Source organism: Paenibacillus sp. TAF43_2, from assembly GCF_052113545.1.
Classification (GTDB): Bacteria; Bacillota; Bacilli; order Paenibacillales; family Paenibacillaceae; genus Pristimantibacillus.
Window position 1 is genome coordinate 1 of record NZ_JBFRDK010000056.1, and the last position, 20,335, is coordinate 20,335.

At 44.9% G+C, this 20,335-nt stretch carries 19 protein-coding genes; 13 read left to right on the forward strand and 6 right to left on the reverse strand.

Annotated features, from left to right (window positions below):
* Positions 1 to 362: 362 nt before the first annotated feature.
* Positions 363 to 668 carry a YunC family protein gene (locus AB4Z17_RS14445; protein WP_076270277.1) on the forward strand — a complete coding sequence of 102 codons (306 nt, stop codon included), beginning with the start codon at positions 363 to 365 and terminating at the stop codon, positions 666 to 668.
* An 81-nt stretch (positions 669 to 749) separates the two neighbouring features.
* On the opposite strand, the gene mtnA is transcribed toward AB4Z17_RS14445, so the two are convergent.
* Positions 750 to 1,805, reverse strand: a complete 1,056-nt coding sequence (mtnA, locus tag AB4Z17_RS14450) for an S-methyl-5-thioribose-1-phosphate isomerase (RefSeq protein ID WP_076270276.1) — start codon at positions 1,803 to 1,805, stop codon at positions 750 to 752.
* A 25-nt stretch (positions 1,806 to 1,830) separates the two neighbouring features.
* Positions 1,831 to 3,042: an S-methyl-5-thioribose kinase gene (gene mtnK, locus AB4Z17_RS14455; RefSeq protein WP_441960439.1), complete on the reverse strand. Its 1,212-nt coding sequence runs from the start codon at positions 3,040 to 3,042 to the stop codon at positions 1,831 to 1,833.
* Between the two features lie 144 nt (positions 3,043 to 3,186).
* Here mtnK and AB4Z17_RS14460 point away from each other — a divergent pair, with 144 nt between their 5' ends.
* The 6 genes from AB4Z17_RS14460 (at position 3,187) to sufB (ending at position 9,223) form a co-directional block, all read left to right on the forward strand.
* Positions 3,187 to 3,768, forward strand: coding sequence for a DUF1802 family protein (locus AB4Z17_RS14460; protein ID WP_441909154.1), 582 nt, complete (start codon positions 3,187 to 3,189; stop codon positions 3,766 to 3,768).
* A gap of 282 nt (positions 3,769 to 4,050) precedes the next feature.
* The gene (gene sufC, locus AB4Z17_RS14465) at positions 4,051 to 4,830 is read left to right on the forward strand and encodes a Fe-S cluster assembly ATPase SufC (protein ID WP_076270273.1); all 780 of its coding nucleotides are present in this window, start codon (positions 4,051 to 4,053) and stop codon (positions 4,828 to 4,830) included.
* Positions 4,831 to 4,851: 21 nt separating this feature from the next.
* Entirely contained in the window at positions 4,852 to 6,159 is a 1,308-nt protein-coding gene (gene sufD / locus AB4Z17_RS14470; RefSeq protein WP_441909155.1) for a Fe-S cluster assembly protein SufD, read from the forward strand.
* Positions 6,156 to 7,382: a cysteine desulfurase gene (locus AB4Z17_RS14475; RefSeq protein WP_076270271.1), complete on the forward strand. Its 1,227-nt coding sequence runs from the start codon at positions 6,156 to 6,158 to the stop codon at positions 7,380 to 7,382. The genes sufD and AB4Z17_RS14475 overlap by 4 nt, the downstream gene beginning before the upstream one ends.
* Positions 7,369 to 7,797 (forward strand): Fe-S cluster assembly sulfur transfer protein SufU, encoded by a 429-nt coding sequence (gene sufU, locus AB4Z17_RS14480; protein WP_441909156.1) that lies wholly within the window; start codon positions 7,369 to 7,371, stop codon positions 7,795 to 7,797. Before AB4Z17_RS14475 ends, sufU begins: the two co-directional genes overlap by 14 nt.
* A 28-nt stretch (positions 7,798 to 7,825) precedes the next feature.
* Positions 7,826 to 9,223 carry a Fe-S cluster assembly protein SufB gene (sufB, locus tag AB4Z17_RS14485; RefSeq protein ID WP_076270269.1) on the forward strand — a complete coding sequence of 466 codons (1,398 nt, stop codon included), beginning with the start codon at positions 7,826 to 7,828 and terminating at the stop codon, positions 9,221 to 9,223.
* An 85-nt stretch (positions 9,224 to 9,308) separates the two neighbouring features.
* On the opposite strand, the gene AB4Z17_RS14490 is transcribed toward sufB, so the two are convergent.
* The 4 genes from AB4Z17_RS14490 to AB4Z17_RS14505 all read right to left on the reverse strand — a co-directional run bounded on the left by AB4Z17_RS14490 (position 9,309) and on the right by AB4Z17_RS14505 (position 13,613).
* Positions 9,309 to 10,433 carry a hypothetical protein gene (locus tag AB4Z17_RS14490; protein WP_441960441.1) on the reverse strand — a complete coding sequence of 375 codons (1,125 nt, stop codon included), beginning with the start codon at positions 10,431 to 10,433 and terminating at the stop codon, positions 9,309 to 9,311.
* Between the two features lie 162 nt (positions 10,434 to 10,595).
* Positions 10,596 to 11,651, reverse strand: coding sequence for an HD-GYP domain-containing protein (locus AB4Z17_RS14495; protein ID WP_441960443.1), 1,056 nt, complete (start codon positions 11,649 to 11,651; stop codon positions 10,596 to 10,598).
* A gap of 92 nt (positions 11,652 to 11,743) precedes the next feature.
* Positions 11,744 to 12,820: a ThiF family adenylyltransferase gene (locus AB4Z17_RS14500; protein ID WP_441960444.1), complete on the reverse strand. Its 1,077-nt coding sequence runs from the start codon at positions 12,818 to 12,820 to the stop codon at positions 11,744 to 11,746.
* A 58-nt stretch (positions 12,821 to 12,878) separates the two neighbouring features.
* Complete coding sequence (locus AB4Z17_RS14505; RefSeq protein ID WP_441909161.1) at positions 12,879 to 13,613, reverse strand: molybdenum cofactor biosynthesis protein; 735 nt, start codon at positions 13,611 to 13,613, stop codon at positions 12,879 to 12,881.
* A 102-nt stretch (positions 13,614 to 13,715) separates the two neighbouring features.
* Between AB4Z17_RS14505 and moaA the strand changes: the two genes are divergently transcribed.
* From moaA to ytvI, 6 genes are all read left to right on the forward strand, one after another.
* Entirely contained in the window at positions 13,716 to 14,717 is a 1,002-nt protein-coding gene (moaA, locus tag AB4Z17_RS14510; protein WP_076270264.1) for a GTP 3',8-cyclase MoaA, read from the forward strand.
* Positions 14,707 to 15,201, forward strand: a complete 495-nt coding sequence (locus AB4Z17_RS14515; protein ID WP_441960446.1) for a hypothetical protein — start codon at positions 14,707 to 14,709, stop codon at positions 15,199 to 15,201. The genes moaA and AB4Z17_RS14515 overlap by 11 nt, the downstream gene beginning before the upstream one ends.
* Positions 15,202 to 15,243: 42 nt before the next feature.
* Entirely contained in the window at positions 15,244 to 16,692 is a 1,449-nt protein-coding gene (locus AB4Z17_RS14520) for a bifunctional metallophosphatase/5'-nucleotidase (protein ID WP_441960447.1), read from the forward strand.
* A 147-nt stretch (positions 16,693 to 16,839) separates the two neighbouring features.
* A complete protein-coding gene (locus AB4Z17_RS14525) occupies positions 16,840 to 17,958 on the forward strand; it encodes an HD-GYP domain-containing protein (protein ID WP_441909164.1) in 1,119 nt (372 codons plus the stop codon).
* A 135-nt stretch (positions 17,959 to 18,093) separates the two neighbouring features.
* Positions 18,094 to 19,233 carry a radical SAM/CxCxxxxC motif protein YfkAB gene (yfkAB, locus tag AB4Z17_RS14530; RefSeq protein ID WP_441960448.1) on the forward strand — a complete coding sequence of 380 codons (1,140 nt, stop codon included), beginning with the start codon at positions 18,094 to 18,096 and terminating at the stop codon, positions 19,231 to 19,233.
* Positions 19,234 to 19,297: 64 nt separating this feature from the next.
* Positions 19,298 to 20,329: a sporulation integral membrane protein YtvI gene (ytvI, locus tag AB4Z17_RS14535; RefSeq protein ID WP_076270261.1), complete on the forward strand. Its 1,032-nt coding sequence runs from the start codon at positions 19,298 to 19,300 to the stop codon at positions 20,327 to 20,329.
* The last annotated feature ends 6 nt before the right edge of the window (positions 20,330 to 20,335 follow it).

The following is a 20,335-nucleotide window of genomic DNA, read 5'->3' on the forward strand; positions in this document are numbered from 1 at the left end:
AGCCAGAGTATACCCTATGAAAAAAATGCTAACATTAGGATCAGATGTTACTCATGTAATTTGTATGAAGTGTGGATATATTTTAAAAAGTTTTGTTATTGAGCCACATAAATTTGAGGATAAATAAAGTGAATATCGACATTAGCGAATATATTAAAACAAGTGTTTAGAAGTATGCGAAAATGACTTTTAAATGGTCTAAAGATATTGAATGGAAATAAGTTTGTGACCGCATTTGTGATTTCACCCCTCAACCACTGCATAAATAAGCAAACATCCAACACTGCAAACTTACTTTTGCATATACTGATGTTGCAGTGCATTGCCTTTTACATTATGTAAAAGAAGGGGGTGGATCCTATATGATGCGGATGGTTCCTTTCACACTGGAGAATGGAGAAACCGTTCTTGGCGTTGAAGTGAAGCTGCCCAAAACAACTTTGCTCGCCATCATGACGGACAAAGGATATATTATGTGCGGTGCGCTTGATGTTTCTCTGCTTAATGAGCGACTCAAAGACCGGGAAATTATAGCTGGCAGAGCTGTCGGAGTAAAAACGTTGGAAGAGTTGATGGAAGCCCCTTTGGAATCCGTTACTTTAACAGCAGAGACAAAGGGTGTTGTAGTTGGCATGAAGGGCTCGGAAGCGCTCCAATTGATGCTTTAACAAAAAGAAAACAAAGAGCCCCAATCAAGCTGTACGCGTGAATGCCGCGAACAACCGATTAGGGCTTTTATTATCTAATGATTATTCAAACAGCTTGCGAAGGTTAACATCGTATGGCGCTTGGACGATGCCTTTTTCAGTAATAATGGCTGTTACATATTCATTAGGCGTTACGTCAAAAGCGGGATTGTATACTTTAATGCCCTGAGGAGCAGTACGTTTGCCGAAGCCTTCTGTAATTTCTTCCGCATTGCGCTCTTCAATAGGAATTTCAGAACCAGTCGGCGTATTCAAATCAATTGTGGAAAGAGGACTTGCTACATAAAAAGGAATGCCATGAGCTTTAGCTAGTACAGCTACGCTGTACGTTCCGATTTTGTTAGCTACATCACCATTTGCAGCAACGCGGTCAGTACCTACGATAACCGCATCTACCCAGCCCTTAGCCATAATCATACCCGCCATGTTGTCGCAAATAAGCGTTACATCGACGCCTGCCTGCTGCAGTTCAAATGCTGTTAACCGAGCGCCTTGAAGGACAGGACGCGTCTCGTCAGCATATACACGCAGTGTAATACCGCGTTCCAAGGCTAAGTAGAAGGGTGCAAGAGCTGTGCCGTATTTAGCCGTAGCCAAGCCGCCAGCATTGCAGTGTGTCAATACGCCCATATCATCTTTAAACAATGATAGGGCATGTTCACCGATCATTCTGTTTGTTTCTTCATCTTCGCTTTGAATCGCGATTGCTTCCGTTAGCAAAGCGGCTTTGCTTTCCTCAAGCGACAAGCCTTTCTCGATGTAAGAAGCGGCAGCGGCTTTCATGCGATCAAGTGCCCAGAACAAGTTAACAGCGGTTGGTCTTGAAGTCGCGAGATATTCTGCTTGCTTGACGACTTGCGCGAGCCATGCCTCAGTGGTTTGCTCATCTCGGCTGCCCAGAACGACGCCATAAGCTGCTGAAATGCCGATGGCTGGAGCTCCGCGTACTTTTAAGTGGCGAATCGCTTCCCATACATCCTCTGCTGTCGTTAAAGGCAAATAAACGATTTCTTCTGGCAAAAGCCGTTGGTCAAGTAAATCAAGCCTGTCTTCGGTCCAGATAACCGATTGCAAGCCAGCATAATTATTTGTTGTCATGGTGTCATTTCCTCTCTGTGTTCAATCATTTATTTGCAAGTGATAAGGCAACGTCGATAATTTCCTCAATGGATTGCGTATTGCGGTTGTTGCGAATCAGCGATGTTCCAATAGCAAGAGCGAGGCGCTGAGCTTTCTCTTTAGCAGCTGCATCAGGGATACGATCTACATCGATTACATGAGACAAACCGACGATTCGACGTACGATTTTGCAGCCTGCAAAACCAACAGCGTCCTGCAGCAAACGATTCATATAGTAATCTTGATAGCCTGGTGTTGAAGAAGCAATACGATCAAGACCATACTCATCCCATAATGCACGGAATTTTTGATCGAATAGGTTCCACACATCACGCACCGAATCGGTCAAATAACGACGGAAGTCATTTCTCGTTTCTGTATCCGTGCTCCAATGCTCTTGCCCTGCAAAGTTGAGAAGCAAATTCGCAATAACAGCACCGATGTCGAAGCCAATTGGACCATAATAAGCGAATTCAGGATCGATGACCTTTGTAGATTCAGGCGTTACGAAAACACTGCCCGTATGAAGATCGCCATGCAACAGCGCTTGTGCATTTGTTAAAAATTTGTCACGCAGAATCGCTACTTCAAAATGAAGCTGCGAGTCCTGCCAAAGCGCCTCAGCAGCATCTTGAATAGCTGGATCAAAGCTGTTGTTAGGCGAATTCGTATAAGGATCGTCGAATATAAGATCCTCTGTTATTTTGCATAACTCAGGATTAATAAAAGCTTTTACGCGCTGCTTCTTTTCCTGCTGGTTCATGCCAAGATCAGAGGTGAAAAATAAAGTCCGCGCCATAAATGTTGAAATATCGTCCGCGAATTTAGGATAACGTGTTCCGCCAATCAACCCTTGACGCATGATAATATGATCGCTGAGATCCTCCATAATGGTTAGATAGAGCTCTGGGTCATATTTATAAACGTTTGGAACGAGTCCAGGAGCAAGCYCGCCTTCCAAAATAAGCTTATCACTTTCAATACGTGCACGATCGAGTGTAAGCGGCCAAGACTCACCAACAACTTTAGCATAAGGAAGCGCCTGTTTCATAATAAGGCTCTTGCCGCTGCTAGAATCAACGATGTGGAAAACCAAGTTTAAATTACCGTCTCCAATTTCTCGGCTGGTTAAACTTGCTCCCTCTGGGAAATAACCGTCAAGCGAAAGAGCTATTTGAATGGCTTCTTGTTCTGATAATGGATGATATGCAGACACGGCTGTCCACCTCCGGTTTATAGTAGTTGGGCAGCAATGCCCAGTATTCATCTCAACATAGTATAATGTATATTATTTCGCCTTGGAATACCCTCATTTGATATAATGTTATCAATTATAGACAAGTTGGATGGAGGAAGTATAGTGACTGCACAAAAAGAACAACAGTCGATCGCTTTGAAAGAGTGGGCTGTCAGTGTAAAAGCGCTCGCAGAGGGGCAGCAAATTATCGTTATGCGTAAAGGCGGAATCATTGAAGAAACGCGGGATTTCCAGCTTATTAGCCCTAGCTTTTATTTAATGCCTGCGTACGAGCACCAGAAGAAGCATCTTTTAAAGGAGCAATATGTTGACGGTTTGGATGAAACGTTAGCGAATTGGTCGATAGACATGGAAACGATTAAGCTAGAAGCTTACGCCGAGGTCGTTGAAGATATTGAAGTAACGGATCAAGAAAAACTCGATCGTTTACGCGATTTGCATATATGGACAGATACGTTTGCAGAGGAAAGATTGCGATGGAAAAAAACCAAGCCGCTGCATGTTTTATTGCTTCGAGTTTACCGATTGGAGACGCCTTTGGAAATTTCGATGAGGCCTGCTTATAATGGATGCAAATCTTGGGTAAGAATGGAAGATGAAATACCATCTCCAAAAATGTTGCCTGTACTGGATGAAGAAACATTTCTGTCAGAAGTTCAAAAAATTAAAAATGCATTGGCATAAAAGATTTATTTTGATCAAAGGATCATACGAGGAAAACCCATCTAGTTGCCGATTAAAGGTGAAATAGGAGAAATATAAGCCGAAATCAACCTTTAGCTTTTCGTTTTATATCTACAATAAAAAGACATTATCAATGAATCAAAGACATCTCACATTGATTTATAACAAAAACTATATTAAAATGATTATTGAGAATCATTGAGAATCACTCTATAATAGAAAGTCTATTATTTATAGAAGTGACTGAGCGAATTAAACCAACCTTGGAGGGATCAGCATATTATGTCTACTCATTTTGTCATTGATGGTCTGAAAGCGGCTATCGACGGAAAAGAGATTTTGAAAGGTATTAACCTAGAAATTAAAGGTGGAGAAATTCACGCGATCATGGGCCCGAACGGTACCGGTAAATCTACACTGGCATCCGCTTTGATGGGACATCCTAAATATGAAGTAACAGAAGGAACGGCAGTACTAGATGGCGCTGACATTCTTGAAATGGGTGTTGACGAGCGCGCGCTTGCTGGTTTGTTTCTTGCAATGCAATATCCGAGTGAAATTCCAGGCGTAACGAATTCTGACTTTCTACGCAGTGCGCTAAATGCACGTCTTGGCGAAGGCAATGAAATCTCGTTGATTAAATTCATTCGCAAAATGGAAAGCAAAATGAAAGAGCTTGAAATGAATGCTGAATTCGCTCACCGTTACCTTAACGAAGGTTTCTCAGGCGGCGAGAAAAAACGTAACGAAATTTTGCAAATGATGCTTCTTGATCCAAAAATCGTTGTTCTTGATGAGATCGATTCAGGTCTTGACATAGATGCACTTCGTATCGTATCACAAGGCGTAAATGCTATGCGTTCGGAAGATCGCGGTTTCCTTATCATCACTCACTATCAGCGTTTGCTTAACTATATTACTCCAGACTATGTACATGTTATGATGCAAGGCCGCATCGTTAAATCGGGTGGTCCTGAGCTGGCTGAGCGTTTGGAAAACGAAGGTTATGATTGGGTAAAAGAAGAGCTTGGAATCGAAGATGAAACGGTCGGTCAGGCTTAAGCAGAGAAGGGGGCAAAACGGATGAGTACACAACTATCAACGCAGGCCAACCGTCAAGCTGCTGAAGCGCTGGCACGTAGTAAAGGCGAGCCGAACTGGCTTGTTGAACTGCGCGGAGAAGCGGCAGACCTTGCCGGAACACTCGGATGGCCTAAGCCGGAGAAGGTTCGTATTGAACGGTGGAATTTGACAGCACTAGGAAACTACGAGCAACCGACAACGGTTGGAGCAATTAGCGAACTTCCACAAGCTGTTCGTGAATTGATCACAGAAGGAACTGAAAATTTGCTTGTTCAACGTAATTCCGGCATCGTATGGAATCAGTTTTCAAAAGAATTGGCTAGCAAAGGCGTTATTTTCACAGATTTGGAGACGGCATGCAAAGAGCATGGCGACCTCGTTCAAAAATATTTGTTCCAAGCAGTAGCGAAGGACGAAGATAAGCTTACAGCACTTCATGCAGCACTTTGGAACGGCGGCGTATTCGTTTACGTTCCTAAAGATGTCGAAGTCGAGCTGCCGCTACAAGCGATTTTCTACAATGATAATGCTGAAGCGACATTTGCTCCGCATATCTTGATCGTAGCAGACAATAATAGCCGAGTGACATATGTGGATTGTGTTGTATCCGAACCGGGAGCAAACAGTGCTCCTTTCGTACATCCATCTGTTGTTGAAGTGTTCGTGAAGCCAGGCGCTCATGTTCGTTTCAGCTCCATCCACCATATGGCTGAGACGGGCGTGGATATGTCAATCCGTCGTTCGGTTATTGAAAATGACGGCCAAATGGAATGGATTATCGGTGATTTGAATGACGGAAATACGTTGTCAGACACGAAATCCATGTTGAAGGGCACAGGCTCTACTTCTGATGCAAAAGTAATCAGCGTAGGCAAAAATGCTCAACAAAACAGCTTGACGACGCAAGCCGTTCACTTCGGCAAAAGCTCCGACAGCAACATGGTAACACGTGCAGTAATGAAGGATTCCGCTTCAGCGATCATTAACGGAATTACAAAAATCGAGAAGGGTGCGACGAAAGCGAACGGTGTACAAACCGAGAAGGTGCTCATGCTGAGCCCTAAAGCGCGCGGCGATGCCAATCCGATTTTGCTTATAGATGAAGATGATGTAACAGCAGGCCACGCAGCAAGCGTGGGGCAAGTAAACCCTGAGCAGGTATATTACCTAATGTCTCGCGGTATATCTAAGCAAGACGCTGAACGTCTAATTATTTACGGCTTCTTGGCTCCAGTCGTATCGGAAATTCCAGTCGAGGCGGTACGCGGTCAGCTTCAGCGTTTGCTCGAAAGGAAGCTAGAGGGATGAATATAAATGCGATTCGGGAGCAGTTCCCGATATTGCATCAAGAAATAAACGGGCACCCGCTCGTTTATCTGGACAGCGCGGCATCTTCGCAGAAGCCGCGCTCCGTCATTGATGCGGTTAATCGGTACTATGAGCTGGATAACGCGAACGTTCATCGCGGTGTGCATACACTTGGTTCCAGGGCGACTGATGCCTATGAGGGAGCGCGCGAGAAGGTAGCGAAGTTTCTGAATGCGGGAGCACCGGAGCAAATTATTTTCACACGCGGTACTACAACAGCACTAAACTTGGTTGCTTCAAGCTATGCACGCAGTGTATGCGGTGAAGGTGATGAAATTGTCATCACACCGATGGAGCATCACAGTAATTTAATTCCGTGGCAGCAGGCTGCTAAGGCCACTGGCGCAACGTTGAAATATATCCCGATGCAGCCCGATGGTACCATTTCTCTTGAGGATATTGAGAAGACGATTACTCCACAGACGAAGGTGGTTTCCATCACTTACGTCTCGAATGTGCTCGGTCTCATAAATCCGATTAAAGAAATTACCCAAATTGCACATCGTAATGGTGCCATTATGGTCGTGGATGGTGCACAGAGCACACCGCATATGAAGATCGATCTCCAAGATTTGGATGTTGATTTTTATGCTTTTTCTGGTCATAAAATGTGTGGTCCTACGGGCATCGGCGCATTATATGGCAAGAAGGCACTGCTTAACAAGATGGAGCCGATTGAGTATGGCGGCGAGATGATTGATTTTGTTGATCTTTATGAGTCTACGTGGAAAGAGATTCCGTACCGCTTTGAAGGCGGCACTCCCATTATTGCGGGTGCGGTTGGACTCGGTGCTGCAATTGACTTCCTACAAGAAATTGGACTAGATGAAATTGATCAGCATGAGAGACGTTTAGCCACATATGCTTACGAGAAGCTATCTTCGCTGGAAGGCATCACATTGTACGGTCCGAAGCAAAATCGTGTAGGACTCATCACATTCAACTTGGATGATGTACATCCGCATGATGTTGCGACCGTGCTTGATTCCAAAGGCATTGCGATTCGTGCAGGCCATCACTGCTGCCAGCCGCTAATGCGTTGGTTGAATGTATCGGCAACGGCAAGAGCAAGCTTTTATTTATATAATACTGAAGATGAAATTGACCGCTTAGCCGATGCCTTACTACAAACAAAGGAGTTCTTCGGTCATGCAATTGGATGATTTATATCGCAGAGTCATTATGGATCATTATAAAAATCCTAGAAATCGCGGAACCTTGGATGAAGAATCAGTTACCATCAACCTGAATAACCCTACTTGTGGCGATCGTATATCGCTGCAGCTGCAGGTCGTAGACGGCAAAGTTGCCAATGCGAAGTTCAGTGGTGAAGGCTGTTCGATCAGCATGAGCTCTGCATCGATGATGACAGAGGCGATAAAAGGAAAAACATTTGATGAGGCGCTCGCCATGGCTGAGAAATTCTCAGCTCTAATGAAAGGCGAACCGGTTGAATTTGATGAATATGAGGAGTTGGATGCACTTTCTGGTGTAAACAAATTTCCTGCAAGAATTAAGTGTGCAACACTTGCGTGGAACGCCTTGCGCAAAGGGATCGAGCAGCAAGAATCACATTAAACTAGATTTATGAGGAGCGTGAATGACCATGGCTAAATCAATGCCGGAAATGGAAGATTATAAGTATGGTTTCCGTGACGAGCACAAAGCCGTATTCGAATCAGGCAAAGGTTTGACGGAAGAAATCGTGCGTACGATTTCGGATATTAAAGGTGAGCCGGAGTGGATGCTGGACTTCCGCTTGAAATCACTTGAGCAATTTTTCAAAATGCCGATGCCTAAATGGGGCGGCAACATGGATGAGCTTGATTTTGACGACATCCAATATTATGTTCGTGCTTCAGACAAGCAAGGGAAAACATGGGAGGAAGTTCCTTCCGAAATTAAAGAAACATTCGACAAGCTGGGTATTCCAGAAGCTGAGCAAAAGTTTCTAGCCGGCGTATCGGCTCAATATGAGTCCGAGGTCGTTTATCACAGCATGCAAGAGGATCTTGAGAAGCAAGGCGTTATCTTCACAGATACAGATACTGCGCTTCGTGAGTATCCTGAGCTTATGAAAGAATATTTCGGAACGATTATTCCTCCGAATGACAATAAATTTGCTGCTTTGAACAGTGCGGTATGGTCAGGCGGAAGCTTTATCTACGTACCAAAAGGCGTAAAATGCGAAGTGCCTTTGCAGGCATACTTCCGTATTAACTCCGAGAACATGGGTCAATTTGAGCGTACGCTTATTATTGCCGATGAAGACAGCTCCGTTCACTATGTAGAAGGCTGTACAGCTCCAGTTTACAGCACAAATTCTTTACACAGTGCGGTAGTTGAAATCTTGGTTAAGAAAAATGCACGCGTTCGTTACACAACGATCCAAAACTGGGCACCGAATATCTACAACCTGGTAACTAAACGTGCGGTAGCTGATGAGAATGCAACGATGGAATGGGTAGATGGAAACATCGGCTCCAAGCTGACGATGAAGTACCCAGCTGTTGTCCTTCGCGGTCGCGGCGCAAAAGGTATGGTATTGTCCATTGCCGTTGCCGGCAAAGGCCAGCATCAGGATGCAGGAGCAAAAATGACTCACCTTGCACCAGATACGAGCTCTACAATTATTTCTAAATCGATCAGTAAGCACGGCGGTAAAGTAACATACCGTGGTCTTGCATCCTTCGGACGCAACTCCGACGGCGCGAAAGCTAATATCAAATGTGATACGCTTATTCTCGATAACGAATCAACGTCAGATACGATTCCTTATAACGAGATTTTGAACGATAACATCACACTTGAGCATGAAGCAACAGTGTCGAAGGTTTCTGAGGATCAATTGTTCTACCTCATGAGCCGTGGTCTGAGCGAAGCGGAAGCAACGCAAATGATCGTAATGGGCTTCATCGAGCCGTTCACGAAAGAACTGCCGATGGAATATGCGGTAGAGATGAACCGTTTGATCAAGTTCGAGATGGAAGGTTCAATCGGTTAACGATAGAGCCAATAGGAAGAGGGGCTGTCCCAAAGTAGAATTTTCTACTTTAGGGCAGCCCCTTTTCTATGTGTATTCTCATCGTCTATTTTTCCATTAGAAGCTTTACTGCTTTCTCGAAATAGTTGCCAAGCTTAGCGGATTCTTCCATGTTGCCATGAGCCCAATAAAAGATCATCGCATTGTTTAACTTATAAATACGAGGATAAAGCATATTAATCAATTCGGTTTGTTTTTGAAAATCCTTTAGACCGTCTTCAAGCTGCTGCTCCGAATTAAAAATATAGATTGAAACCTGCTCTAGGCGAGTAGAGTCAGCTTCATTGTTTATAGGACTAACCGTATATCTGCTAGGCTTAATACCATCCAAAATCCATTCCTTATCCGGACTGATCGGAGTTAAAAGCAGCTGCTGATTGTATAATTCTTCTTCGAWTAGATTTAAATAAAGGGATGATTTGGTTATTATTGGATCAATGATTTGTGCCGTAATGGAGAACCGAATGGGTGGCGATGAATCAAGCTGCATTGCTGCTGCTCTTATAGCCACTGGCTGACCAATATGCAGCTTGCCGTAGACTTCTTTATCGATGGTGTACCACACTAGCTCGCGGTTCTGTTCTGCTTTTGAAAACCAATCATCCATTGAATAGCTTTTTCTCTCGTCTTCTGACCAGTTCGCAGCCACTAAAATTCGATTCGACGCATCTCGGGCCATGACTTTTTTGTCCATTACAAGTCCTTCGACCACTTTCTCTGGCTCTGACCAAGAAAGTATTTCCCGAATCTTAATCGTGTCAGAAGGCGATAGCCTGAACATCGTATGCGAGTCATCTAAATCAACGATTGAATCTGTCTTATCTTCACCGATCAAAAGATAATATTCACAGCTGCCGATTATTACTTTATAAGTTGGAGCTGCCATTTTCACTATACCTTTTAATGGTTCAGCTTCTTCAAAAGCTTTTTTAAATATTTCTACTAGATCCGCTTCGGTTATAGTCTGATAGATCGTTTCAATAGCTTCCTTGCTGCCATCAGCACTTTTGAGGTTATAAATGACAACTTTTTCACTGACTCGATTCGGCTGATCGTTCGGTTCAATGATTGTTAGCTCGCTTGGTTGAACAGTTGGTGTATTGCTAATTGCTTCGGATTTGCATCCGGTCATCATTAAAGCAATAATGATTATTGCTAAAATGCTTCTCACTCCATCACCTCTAGTCTTAATTTGCATATTGGGTATCATTTACAATAACAACGATAAAATCATTGTATAAGTTGCGTACGTGGTTGATAAGAATAAGCGGCAGCATAAAAACAACCCGCAATCGCAGGTATGATCTGCAATTCGGGTTGTTTTTTTAAACATTTAAATATAAACCTGCTGGATTTCATACTCACGCTCAATGGCCATATCGATGAATTCTTCACCAATTTGAATAAGCGGGCGGAAAAACTCGGTAGGGTGAGTCATGACAATAATTCCACTTTCTCCACCTACAAGCTCGATTCTTTTGCCTATGAAATTAGGCATCATATGTTTAATAAAGGTGTGGGTTGTATAGGGATCAAGCTCTTTGAAGCTCAGCTGATAAAGTTCCTTTAGTACAAAAAGCAAATCACGCTTCTGTTGATACACGCGCTGGGAAATCATCGCACTGTAAATATCGACTACGGCAATGATTTTGGATACGGGATGAATCTCATCACCCTTCAGACCTTGAGGATAGCCAGTGCCATCATTTCGCTCATGATGTTGAAGTGCTCCAATGGCTACAAATGGTTCATCCAGAGAGTCTAAAATAATTTCATGTCCGTACACGGTGTGTCTCTTCACTTCTTCGTACTCTTCATCAGTCAGCTTCCCAGGCTTATTTAAAATGCTCTCTTCAATTCGGCATTTTCCGATATCATGAAGGAAGCCGGCATTGCCGATACGAACAGCTTCTTCATTGGAGTACCCGACCCAAGTAGCGAGATAATAGGACAACATACCGACCTGCACGGAATGCTGATACGTATAATCGTCTTTAGAATTGAGCAATAGCAGCATAGATACAACATCGCGTTCCATTTGGAGGTTGCTCAGTAGAGGCTGGAAGATGGACGTTACTTCCTCGACATCCACTTTTCCTTGCTGATTCGCTTTCGTGAATAATCCCTCAAAGCTTTTGACAGCGTTTTCGTAAAGGGGCTGAACGGTAGGAAGCCACTTGGGATTTATAGTAGATTCAAGTGTACGACCTTCCGTTTCTTCGCTTGCTCTTTCATCTATATCAATATAGTCCATTTGATGTTGAAATAATCTTGATRTATCCTGGTTATTGAGTACTGTTCCTTTGGAGAGTACATGAAGTCCGTAATTGTTGAAAGTGTCATTGCTTAAACGGTCTCCATTAATTAATTCTGTAACATGAACTCTCATCGAGACACCTCATTGGTAGTAGTAGAAAAGATATACCTACAATAGTAGCAATGATTGATCGGATTGGCAATATGAGGGTATTATAATAGCGACTAATTACCTAATAATTCAGCATAAAGCGACCTTGCTTTTGATAATTGATCTGTGCCTTGGACGATGGCTCGGCCATCCTGGAACAGGACTAAGGTCAAATCAGCCTCAAGTTCAATTCGAAGTAAAAAACGATTGCGTGTTATTGTGCCAACCGGCTTTAAGCGTTCAGCTAACTCTTCCAAGTTCAGTAGAGCATCTTGACTCGGTGTAATTTGCACAGAATGGCGACCGCATAAAGCAGCAGCAGATCCCGACATTTGATCTTCCAAAAATGCGAACTGCCTATTTCCGCAGCAGTCGCAATGGCTTCGCTTTGATTTGGCCACAGAAATAGGAAGCCAAGCGTGATTCCAAAGGTCAACTTGAAATAAGGTGCCGTGAAGTGCGTTCTTGTTGCCTGAGAGCAGCTTAATGGCTTCCGTTGCTTGAAGAGAGCCGATGATGTCAACGACTGGAGAGATGACACCTGCCGTTTCACAAGTATCGGTCGTTCCAGGCGGAGGCGGTTCATTGAACAAGCATCGGTAGCAGGGGGATTCGCCTGGTATAATCGTCATCGTCATGCCCGATGCGCCGACGGCTCCGCCATAAATCCAAGGAATGCTGTACTTCACGCTATAATCATTAATTAAATATCGAACAGAGAAGTTGTCACTGCCATCAACAATAAGATCAACATCAGCGAGTAATTCCTCCGCATTCATTGCCGTCAAATCAGCAACTATCGGATCAATGAAGACAGAGCTGTTCATGGCTCGCAAATGCGCAGCAGCGGCCTCTGCTTTGGGAAGCAGCGATAATACATCTTCTTCGGTATACAGCATTTGCCGCTGTAAATTACTCCATTCAATAATGTCCCGGTCTATAATACGCACATATCCAACGCCGGATCTGACCAAATGCTGGGCGATGACAGAACCAAGCGCACCCATGCCAACGACCGCTGCGCGACTGCCGGTAAGCAGCTGTTGTCCTTTCTCTCCAACTGGTGAGAAGCGGACTTGTCTCGCATAACGAGCTGATCCCACGCCCGATATTTCAGGCGCAGCGTTATTTTGTGTGATTGGTTTGTTCATTTTTGCTAATCTCCTTAAAAGCATCGTGAAGCCATGTTCGACACGCCTAGTTGTAATTCTAAAAGTCCTTTAATTGTTCAGTAGGATTCCACGGGCCAAGCTGATGCCCTTTCCATTCTGATCCGTCTTCCCAAATTTCTTTCTTCCATATAGGGACGATTTGTTTAAGACGTTCAATGGCATAGCGGCTCGCCTCGTAACAGCTGTCACGGTGGGGGGATGACACCGCGATAACGACGCTTGTCTCAGCGAGGCCAACAACGCCAATTCTATGGCTGATGGCACATAAGGCGCCATGCCATCGCTCGGCAATTTCATTGCCGATTTGTTGCATCGTTGCAACGGCCATTGGTGCATACGCTTCATATTCAAGCCGTACCGTACGCTGCCCATGTGTCCATTCACGCGTTGTTCCAACAAATGCAATTGAGGCACCATTTTCCGGTACAATAACCTTTGCAAGCACAGCATCGGAGCTAATGACATCGTTTGTTACGATATAGCGCTCTATAGGCTCCTTGGCAAGCTCTTGTTTCTCTTCTCCTCCGGATACTGGCGGAAGCAGGGCTAGCTCGTCAGAGGCGTGTATGATCGTATCCTCGGCGGCGTAAACGTGGTTGCATGCGATAAAAGCTATCTGTATTAATGCTTGATGATCTGGGTATTCGTCAGAAATGGCGGCCTTTAGATCGGCTACGCTCATTTTCTCCAAATCAGATTGCAGCTGTATGGAAGGGGCCCCAATTCGTTCGGGAAGCCCTGCAAATAATTTAATAATCCAGTCATATTTCATGGTATAAAACCTCTCATCGTATAGGCTTGAAGCTGTTTATAGAATATCATAATTCAAGAAAAAATGTTATGCTTATACTTGTACAGAAAGGGAGTGAAGGTCATGCCGACATTGACGGATCGTTTTGGACGGGTACACGATTACTTACGTATTTCAGTAACGGATCGTTGTAATTTGCGATGCTTGTATTGCATGCCAGAGGAAGGAATGGAATTCACAGAATCAGAAAATTTACTTTCCTATGATCAAATTGTCGAGGTAGTTGAAGCGGGTGCGGCGCTTGGCATTACGAAGCTGCGCATTACCGGAGGCGAGCCGCTTATAAGGCCGGGTCTCGATGGTTTAATTAAAAGATTATCTGCCATAGCTGGCATTAAAGATATAGCATTAACGACGAATGGTGTTTTTCTAGCCAAACAAGCGGAAGCGCTACGAGCAGCAGGCTTGAATCGTGTCAATATTAGTTTAGATACGCTGGACTCCGCAAGATTTCGTTTTATTGCAAGAAGCGGGGAATTAAAACGTGTGATGGAAGGAATCGAAGCGGCAGCAGCAGTAGGCTTCGATCCAATTAAGCTGAATTGCGTGCTTCTTAAAGAAGTAAATGAGGATGAAATTGCTGCATTTTTAAAACTCGCTTACGAGCAGCCGATGCATGTTAGATTTATTGAATATATGCCAATCGGCCATGCGGATGAAAATTGGAAAAAGCATTATTTGCCGCTTTCGCGTGTACTGGAAGTAGCAGAGCAAGAGGGCTATACGATTAGCCGCGGACCAAACGTGCATGGAAACGGTCCTTCAGAGGATTGGCAAATGAAGGGCGGCCGCGGCTCCTTCGGGCTTATTCATCCTATCAGCGATCACTTCTGCAGCAATTGCAATAGGCTGCGCTTGACTGCGGATGGGTCCATTAAGCCTTGCCTATATTGGGTAGATGAGCTGAATGTAAGAGAAGCATTCGGGCATCCAGAGGAAATGCAGCAGTTGCTGCTGAAATCGATGGACATTAAGCCGGAAAATCATGAAATGGCGGCTAAGCTGGCTGACAGCGCACAAACTCATATTCCTACCGAACGGCGGATGTCGCAGATTGGAGGCTGACGAGCAGCTGATGCATGAGATCAAGATTGAACATTTTGAGATAGGAATGTCCGTTACGACCCCAGAGGAGATGGAAAAACTTTCGGGCGCAAGCTTCCTTATTGCAGGCAGAGTGCCGGATGCTGAAGGTGAAGCATTTGACTTATATCAATGGTACGCTGCATGGATGAGGGACAATAATTCTGAGAATGCTGCAGCGTCCAAGACGCCATCTTATTTAATCGTAGAAGCGGCGGATTCTTTCGAGGCTACTATTCCATGGGAGCAGCTTGATCAGGCGGCTGTGCTTTACCGAATTAATGGCTTGCCTTTGCAGAAGGCAGGCCCTATCCGCCTTTATGTGCCCAACGGCAGCAGCAAATGCTTAAATGTGAAAAGCATCGTTAAACTCAAAATGGGACACGATGAGCCAAATACGCAGGTTGAAGCAGCATATGGTTTTAAGCATACATTTTCGATGAATGATTTGCGTAAGAACAAGTAGACTGGTTTTGTGTCGCTGAGTACAGGCATTAAGGAGGCGTGCATGAATTTGACGGACAGTTTTCGTACACGGGTAGTGCTTCTTCATAGCAATGATATACATAGTCGTTTGGAGCATGCCGCCAAGATCGCTTCATTTATCGCAGAGGAAAGACGAAGCTGGGGCAATGAGCGAGTGCTTGCGGTAGACTGCGGAGATCATATGGATCGCATGCGAGTGGAGACCGAAGGCAGCGATGGGATCGTTAATGTAGAACTTTTAAATCAAGCTGGTTATGAAGTAATAACACTTGGCAATAATGAAGGGCTTACTTATTCTTCTCAGACGATTTCGGAGGCGTATACCGATCGCGCTCAGTTTACTGTCGTTTGTGCCAATATGCACGAGGCTGCTACGGGTGAGCAGCCTGATTGGCTGCTGCCAAGTACGATTATTGATAAAAATGAACTTCGAATCGGTATCATAGGCGTCACAGCGGCCTTTTCTGACTTTTATTCATTGCTAGGCTGGCAGGTATCTGATCCATTCGCGGCGGTGCAAGAACAGGCGGCAAAGCTGAGAGATAAGGTAGATGTGCTGGTAGTGATGTCCCATATTGGGATTACCTTCGATAAGCAAATGGCGGAGAAGCTTGAGGGCATCGATCTTATTTTGGGAGCACATACCCATCATTTATTGGAAGAGCCGATTGTTATCGGTGATACGACGATTTGTGCAGCCSGGAAATTCGGCGAGTATATTGGGCGAGTAGAAATCGGAATGGACAACGTTTCCTCACGCCCAATGTTCCGCGCAACCTGCGTTCCTACGGCCGCAATGGCAGAGCATCCCGAAGCTGCCGCCATCATCGGCAGCTACCTAAAGGCGGGACAGCAGCGCCTAAGCCGGGTTATCGCCCGGCTTTCTGCGCCGCTGCCCGCCAGAGCCGAGCGGGAATCACCGCTCGGCAACCTGCTGGCCGCTGGCTTGCGCCGCTGGACCGATGCCGAAATCGGCATCGTCAACGCAGGACAGCTGCTCGGCGGCCTCGCGCAAGGGGACGTGACAGCGGGCGAATTGCACGCCCTCTGTCCGTCGCCGATTAATCCGTGCCTCATGCTCATTGCAGGCACGGATATAAGGACAGCGCTGGAGCAAGCGCTGCTGCCCGAATTTATCCATAAGCCGATCAAAGGATACGGCTTTCGCGGTGAAGTGCTTGGAACGCTTGCCATAGATGGCTTGACCGTTACCTATGACTCGAACAGAATGCCGATGGATAGACTCCTTCAGGTTACGGTCAATGGAGAAACGCTGGATAATGAACGGCTGTATAAGCTGGGAACGATCGATATGTTCAGTTTCAAGGCGGGTTACGAGTCGCTCGCTAACGCGGTGCAAGTGAATTATTACTTGCCAGAATTCATCCGAGACGTGATTGAAGCACAGCTGCAAAATTCGTCTGAATTAACGGAATGTTGTCAGCTTAGATGGGAAAATGCCTCGATTTGACAAAGAATATGAAAAATATCGACAAATCATGTCGAAAAAATAGTATAAAATGGTTGCGATTTTCCCGTATATCCCGTACATTAACATTACGAACGATTTTTTCCGATGTAATAGTTAGCTGACTTTTAATGGGGAAGGATCGAGAAAATGCGGTTGTTGCCAATAGCGAAATGCAGGCCGGGTATGAAGCTGGCCAAAAAGATATTTTCTCAAGAGGGTATAGTGCTTCTTGGCGAAAACATAGAACTGACAGAGAGACTTATATCCCGCTTGGATCAATGCGGAATTCAATATGTTTATATAACAGATCCGAAGACGGATGATATTGTGCTGCCTTCTTTAATTAGAGAGGAAACGATGCAAATCGCGCTGAAGGAAATTCGAACGAATTTCCGCGAAATGATGGATCGTCCTAAACGCAAAAAAGGCGTAACCTACCCCTATATCGCACAGCCATTTAAAAATATGATGAATATGATTATCGATGACCTCTCCGGTCATAAGGATGCGATGATCATGTTAATGGACATGAGCTCCGTTGATCATTATTTGTTCCAGCATTCTTTAAACGTCTGCGTTTATACAACACTGCTCGGTATGTCGAACGGCTATTCCAAGGAAGAGCTTACGACGCTTGGCATGGGCGCTCTCCTTCATGATATCGGCAAGACGCAGATTGCGATTGATGTGTTAAGAAAACCAGGCTCCCTCTCCAAAGAGGAGTTCGAAGCGATGAAGCAGCATGCGAGAATCGGTTACGAGCTGCTCAAGGATGAGCCTAACCTGCCGCTGCTTGTTGCCCACTGTGCATTCCAGCATCATGAGCGAATTGACGGAAGCGGTTATCCACGCGGAATCAAAGGCAATGAAATTCATGACTATGCGAAGTGGATCGGGTTGGTCGATTCGTATGACGCCATGACAACAAATCGGGTCTACAGTGCTCCAATGCTTCCGCATCACGCGATTGAGCGGCTTTATGCCGGTACGGGAACGTTATACGAGCAGCGAATGCTGCAGCTGTTCCGCGATAAGGTTGCTATTTACCCGATTGGAATAACAGTTAAGCTGCAAACAGGAGAGTCGGGTATCGTAGCAGATCTTAATCATTCTTACCCGCATAGACCTATTATTCGTATCCTATATAATGAAGCGGGCGAGGAACTGAAATCGCCTTACGAAATCGATTTGTCGAAGCAGCTCACGATGATGATCGTCAGCGTGAACGACGACGCGAGCGAAGTGCAGTTTGCCTCAGGCATTTAACGAAAGACAGATTGGGAGCCGCCTAGGCTCCTTTTTGCTTCTTTTTTTGCCGTTTTATTTGCTTCCTTTGCAGGCGCGCATTACAATAACTAAAGAATGATTCATTCCAGAAAATAAGTCAGGTGCTGAAGAAAAATGAACACAATACAATTTCAACAATCAAGAACACCGTTATCCACACTTTCGCCAACGAATGATCCGTGGGATCCCATTCGTTCGTTGCAGCAATATGGAAGACATCGCTTAACAAGCGTCGAAATGACCGTTTCCAACCTATGCAATATGCGCTGTGAGCATTGCGCTGTTGGAGATACACTTGTAATGACAGAACCCGCCAAGCTGCCGCTTAAGCAGATGTTGGACCGACTGGATGAAGTGGAGCATCTCGAAACGATAAGCATTACAGGCGGGGAGCCATCCTTCTCCGACCGAACGGTTCGTGATTACATGGTGCCGTTGCTTCAGTACGCCCGCAGCCGCGGCATTCGCTCCCAAATCAATTCGAACGTGACGCTGCCTTACAGCCGTTATGAGCAGCTAGCTCCTTATCTAGACGTCATGCACATTTCGTTTAACTACACGTCTCCGGAAGATTTTCACCAAATTGGATTTGCGAAAGCCAATCACCATGTATCGCTCGAAGCTGCGACCAAGCTATATGAACGTATGATCGAAAACACGCGTCGCCTTAGCGAGACAGGTGTACTCGTTTCTGCGGAGTCTATGATCAATTACAAAACGTATAACAAAATTGATGAGATTCATCAGCTGATCGTGGATATGGGCTGTCAGAGGCATGAGGTGCATCCGATGTATCCAAGCTCCTTTGCGAAGGATTTACCGGTTCTCTCACGCGAGCAAATGCTGGAAGCTATTGAACGCTTGCTGAAAGCGCGAGACCAATCCGTATGGATGCTGTTCGGTACACTTCCCTTTTATCCATGCAGTGACAGCAAATCAGAACGTGAGCTGCTGCGAAGATTAGCGAATGAGCGAAATGTAACGGTACGCAACGACCCTGACGGCCGCAATCGACTGAACGTAAATTTGTTTACAGGCGATGTATTTGTAACCGACTTTTCTGACRTGCCCGCTTTTGGCAACATCGGTTCGTCCAAATTGGAGGATTTATTTGATAAATGGCTGGACCATTCCCTTGCGCAAAGTGTGAATTGTCACTGCCCGGTCGCTTCATGCTGCGGACCTAATCTCCTTGTTAAGGATATGTACTATAAAGATGTTAATTTCCATGAGCGCAGCGCAGTGCTGGATTAGTATGAAAGAGCCGGTTTAAGAGTGGCGTAAAGTGCATATAAAAGAATAGAGAGGAGGAGAAGCTGTGTCTATTAAGACAATCGTATTTATCGCTTTAGGGTTATTGTTGCTCTATCTGTTTTTTACGGTAGGTGCTCCTTTCTTGCTTGCGCTTGTTGTAGCTATTTTTCTTGAGCCGCTTAATCAGCTGTTTATGAAAAAATTCCGAATGAATCGGCTGGTGGCAGCTACAATATCAAGCAGCCTGTTTACGGTTATTCTCATCGGACTAATCGCGCTGCTTGGCGTGAAAGTGGTAGCCGAATTAATAGCCTTTTTCAAAAAAGTGCCCCAATACTTCGAAAATGCCAATGGGATGGTAGACGATCTCATGTTTCAGGCACAATCGTTATATCAAAACTTCCCTCCTGACGCCATTGAAACGTTAGAGAAATGGCTAATGGAGCTAACGAGTACATTAACGAAAATGGTGGGTACGCTATCGAACACCGTTATCGCTTTCGCCTCAAGCATTCCGGGCATGTTCATCTTCTTTATCGTTTTCTTGGTGGCGGTATACATGATGAGCTTTAGTCTAAATACGATGAAGGCAACGGTGCTTTCATTATTTGAAGAAAAATCGCAGCCTCAGGTCAATGATGTGCTGAACAATCTCAAAAAGTCGATTTTTGGTTTCTTGCGTTCGCAGTTTATTTTGAGTGCACTCACCTACATCATTTCGTTGATCGGTTTGCTCATACTTAATGTCAAATATCCGCTTGCTATCGCGCTGCTTATTATCATTGTTGATATTATGCCGATTCTTGGAACAGGTTCTGTACTTGTGCCATGGGGAAGTTATTTGCTGCTGACGGGCAATGTTTTTGTAGGGGTAGGGCTAATTATTCTATTTCTAGTGATTACCGTTTTCCGCCGCATCGTAGAGCCTAAAATTCTCGGTGATTCTGTAGGGATCGGCTCATTGTCTGCGCTTGTAAGTTTATATGTCGGCTTCAAGCTCGTCGGTGTTATCGGTGTATTCATCGGACCGCTTGTCGTGATTATCTATATGGCAGCTCGAAGAGCTGGACTATTCCAAATGAAATTCAAGCTATAGCCTTGG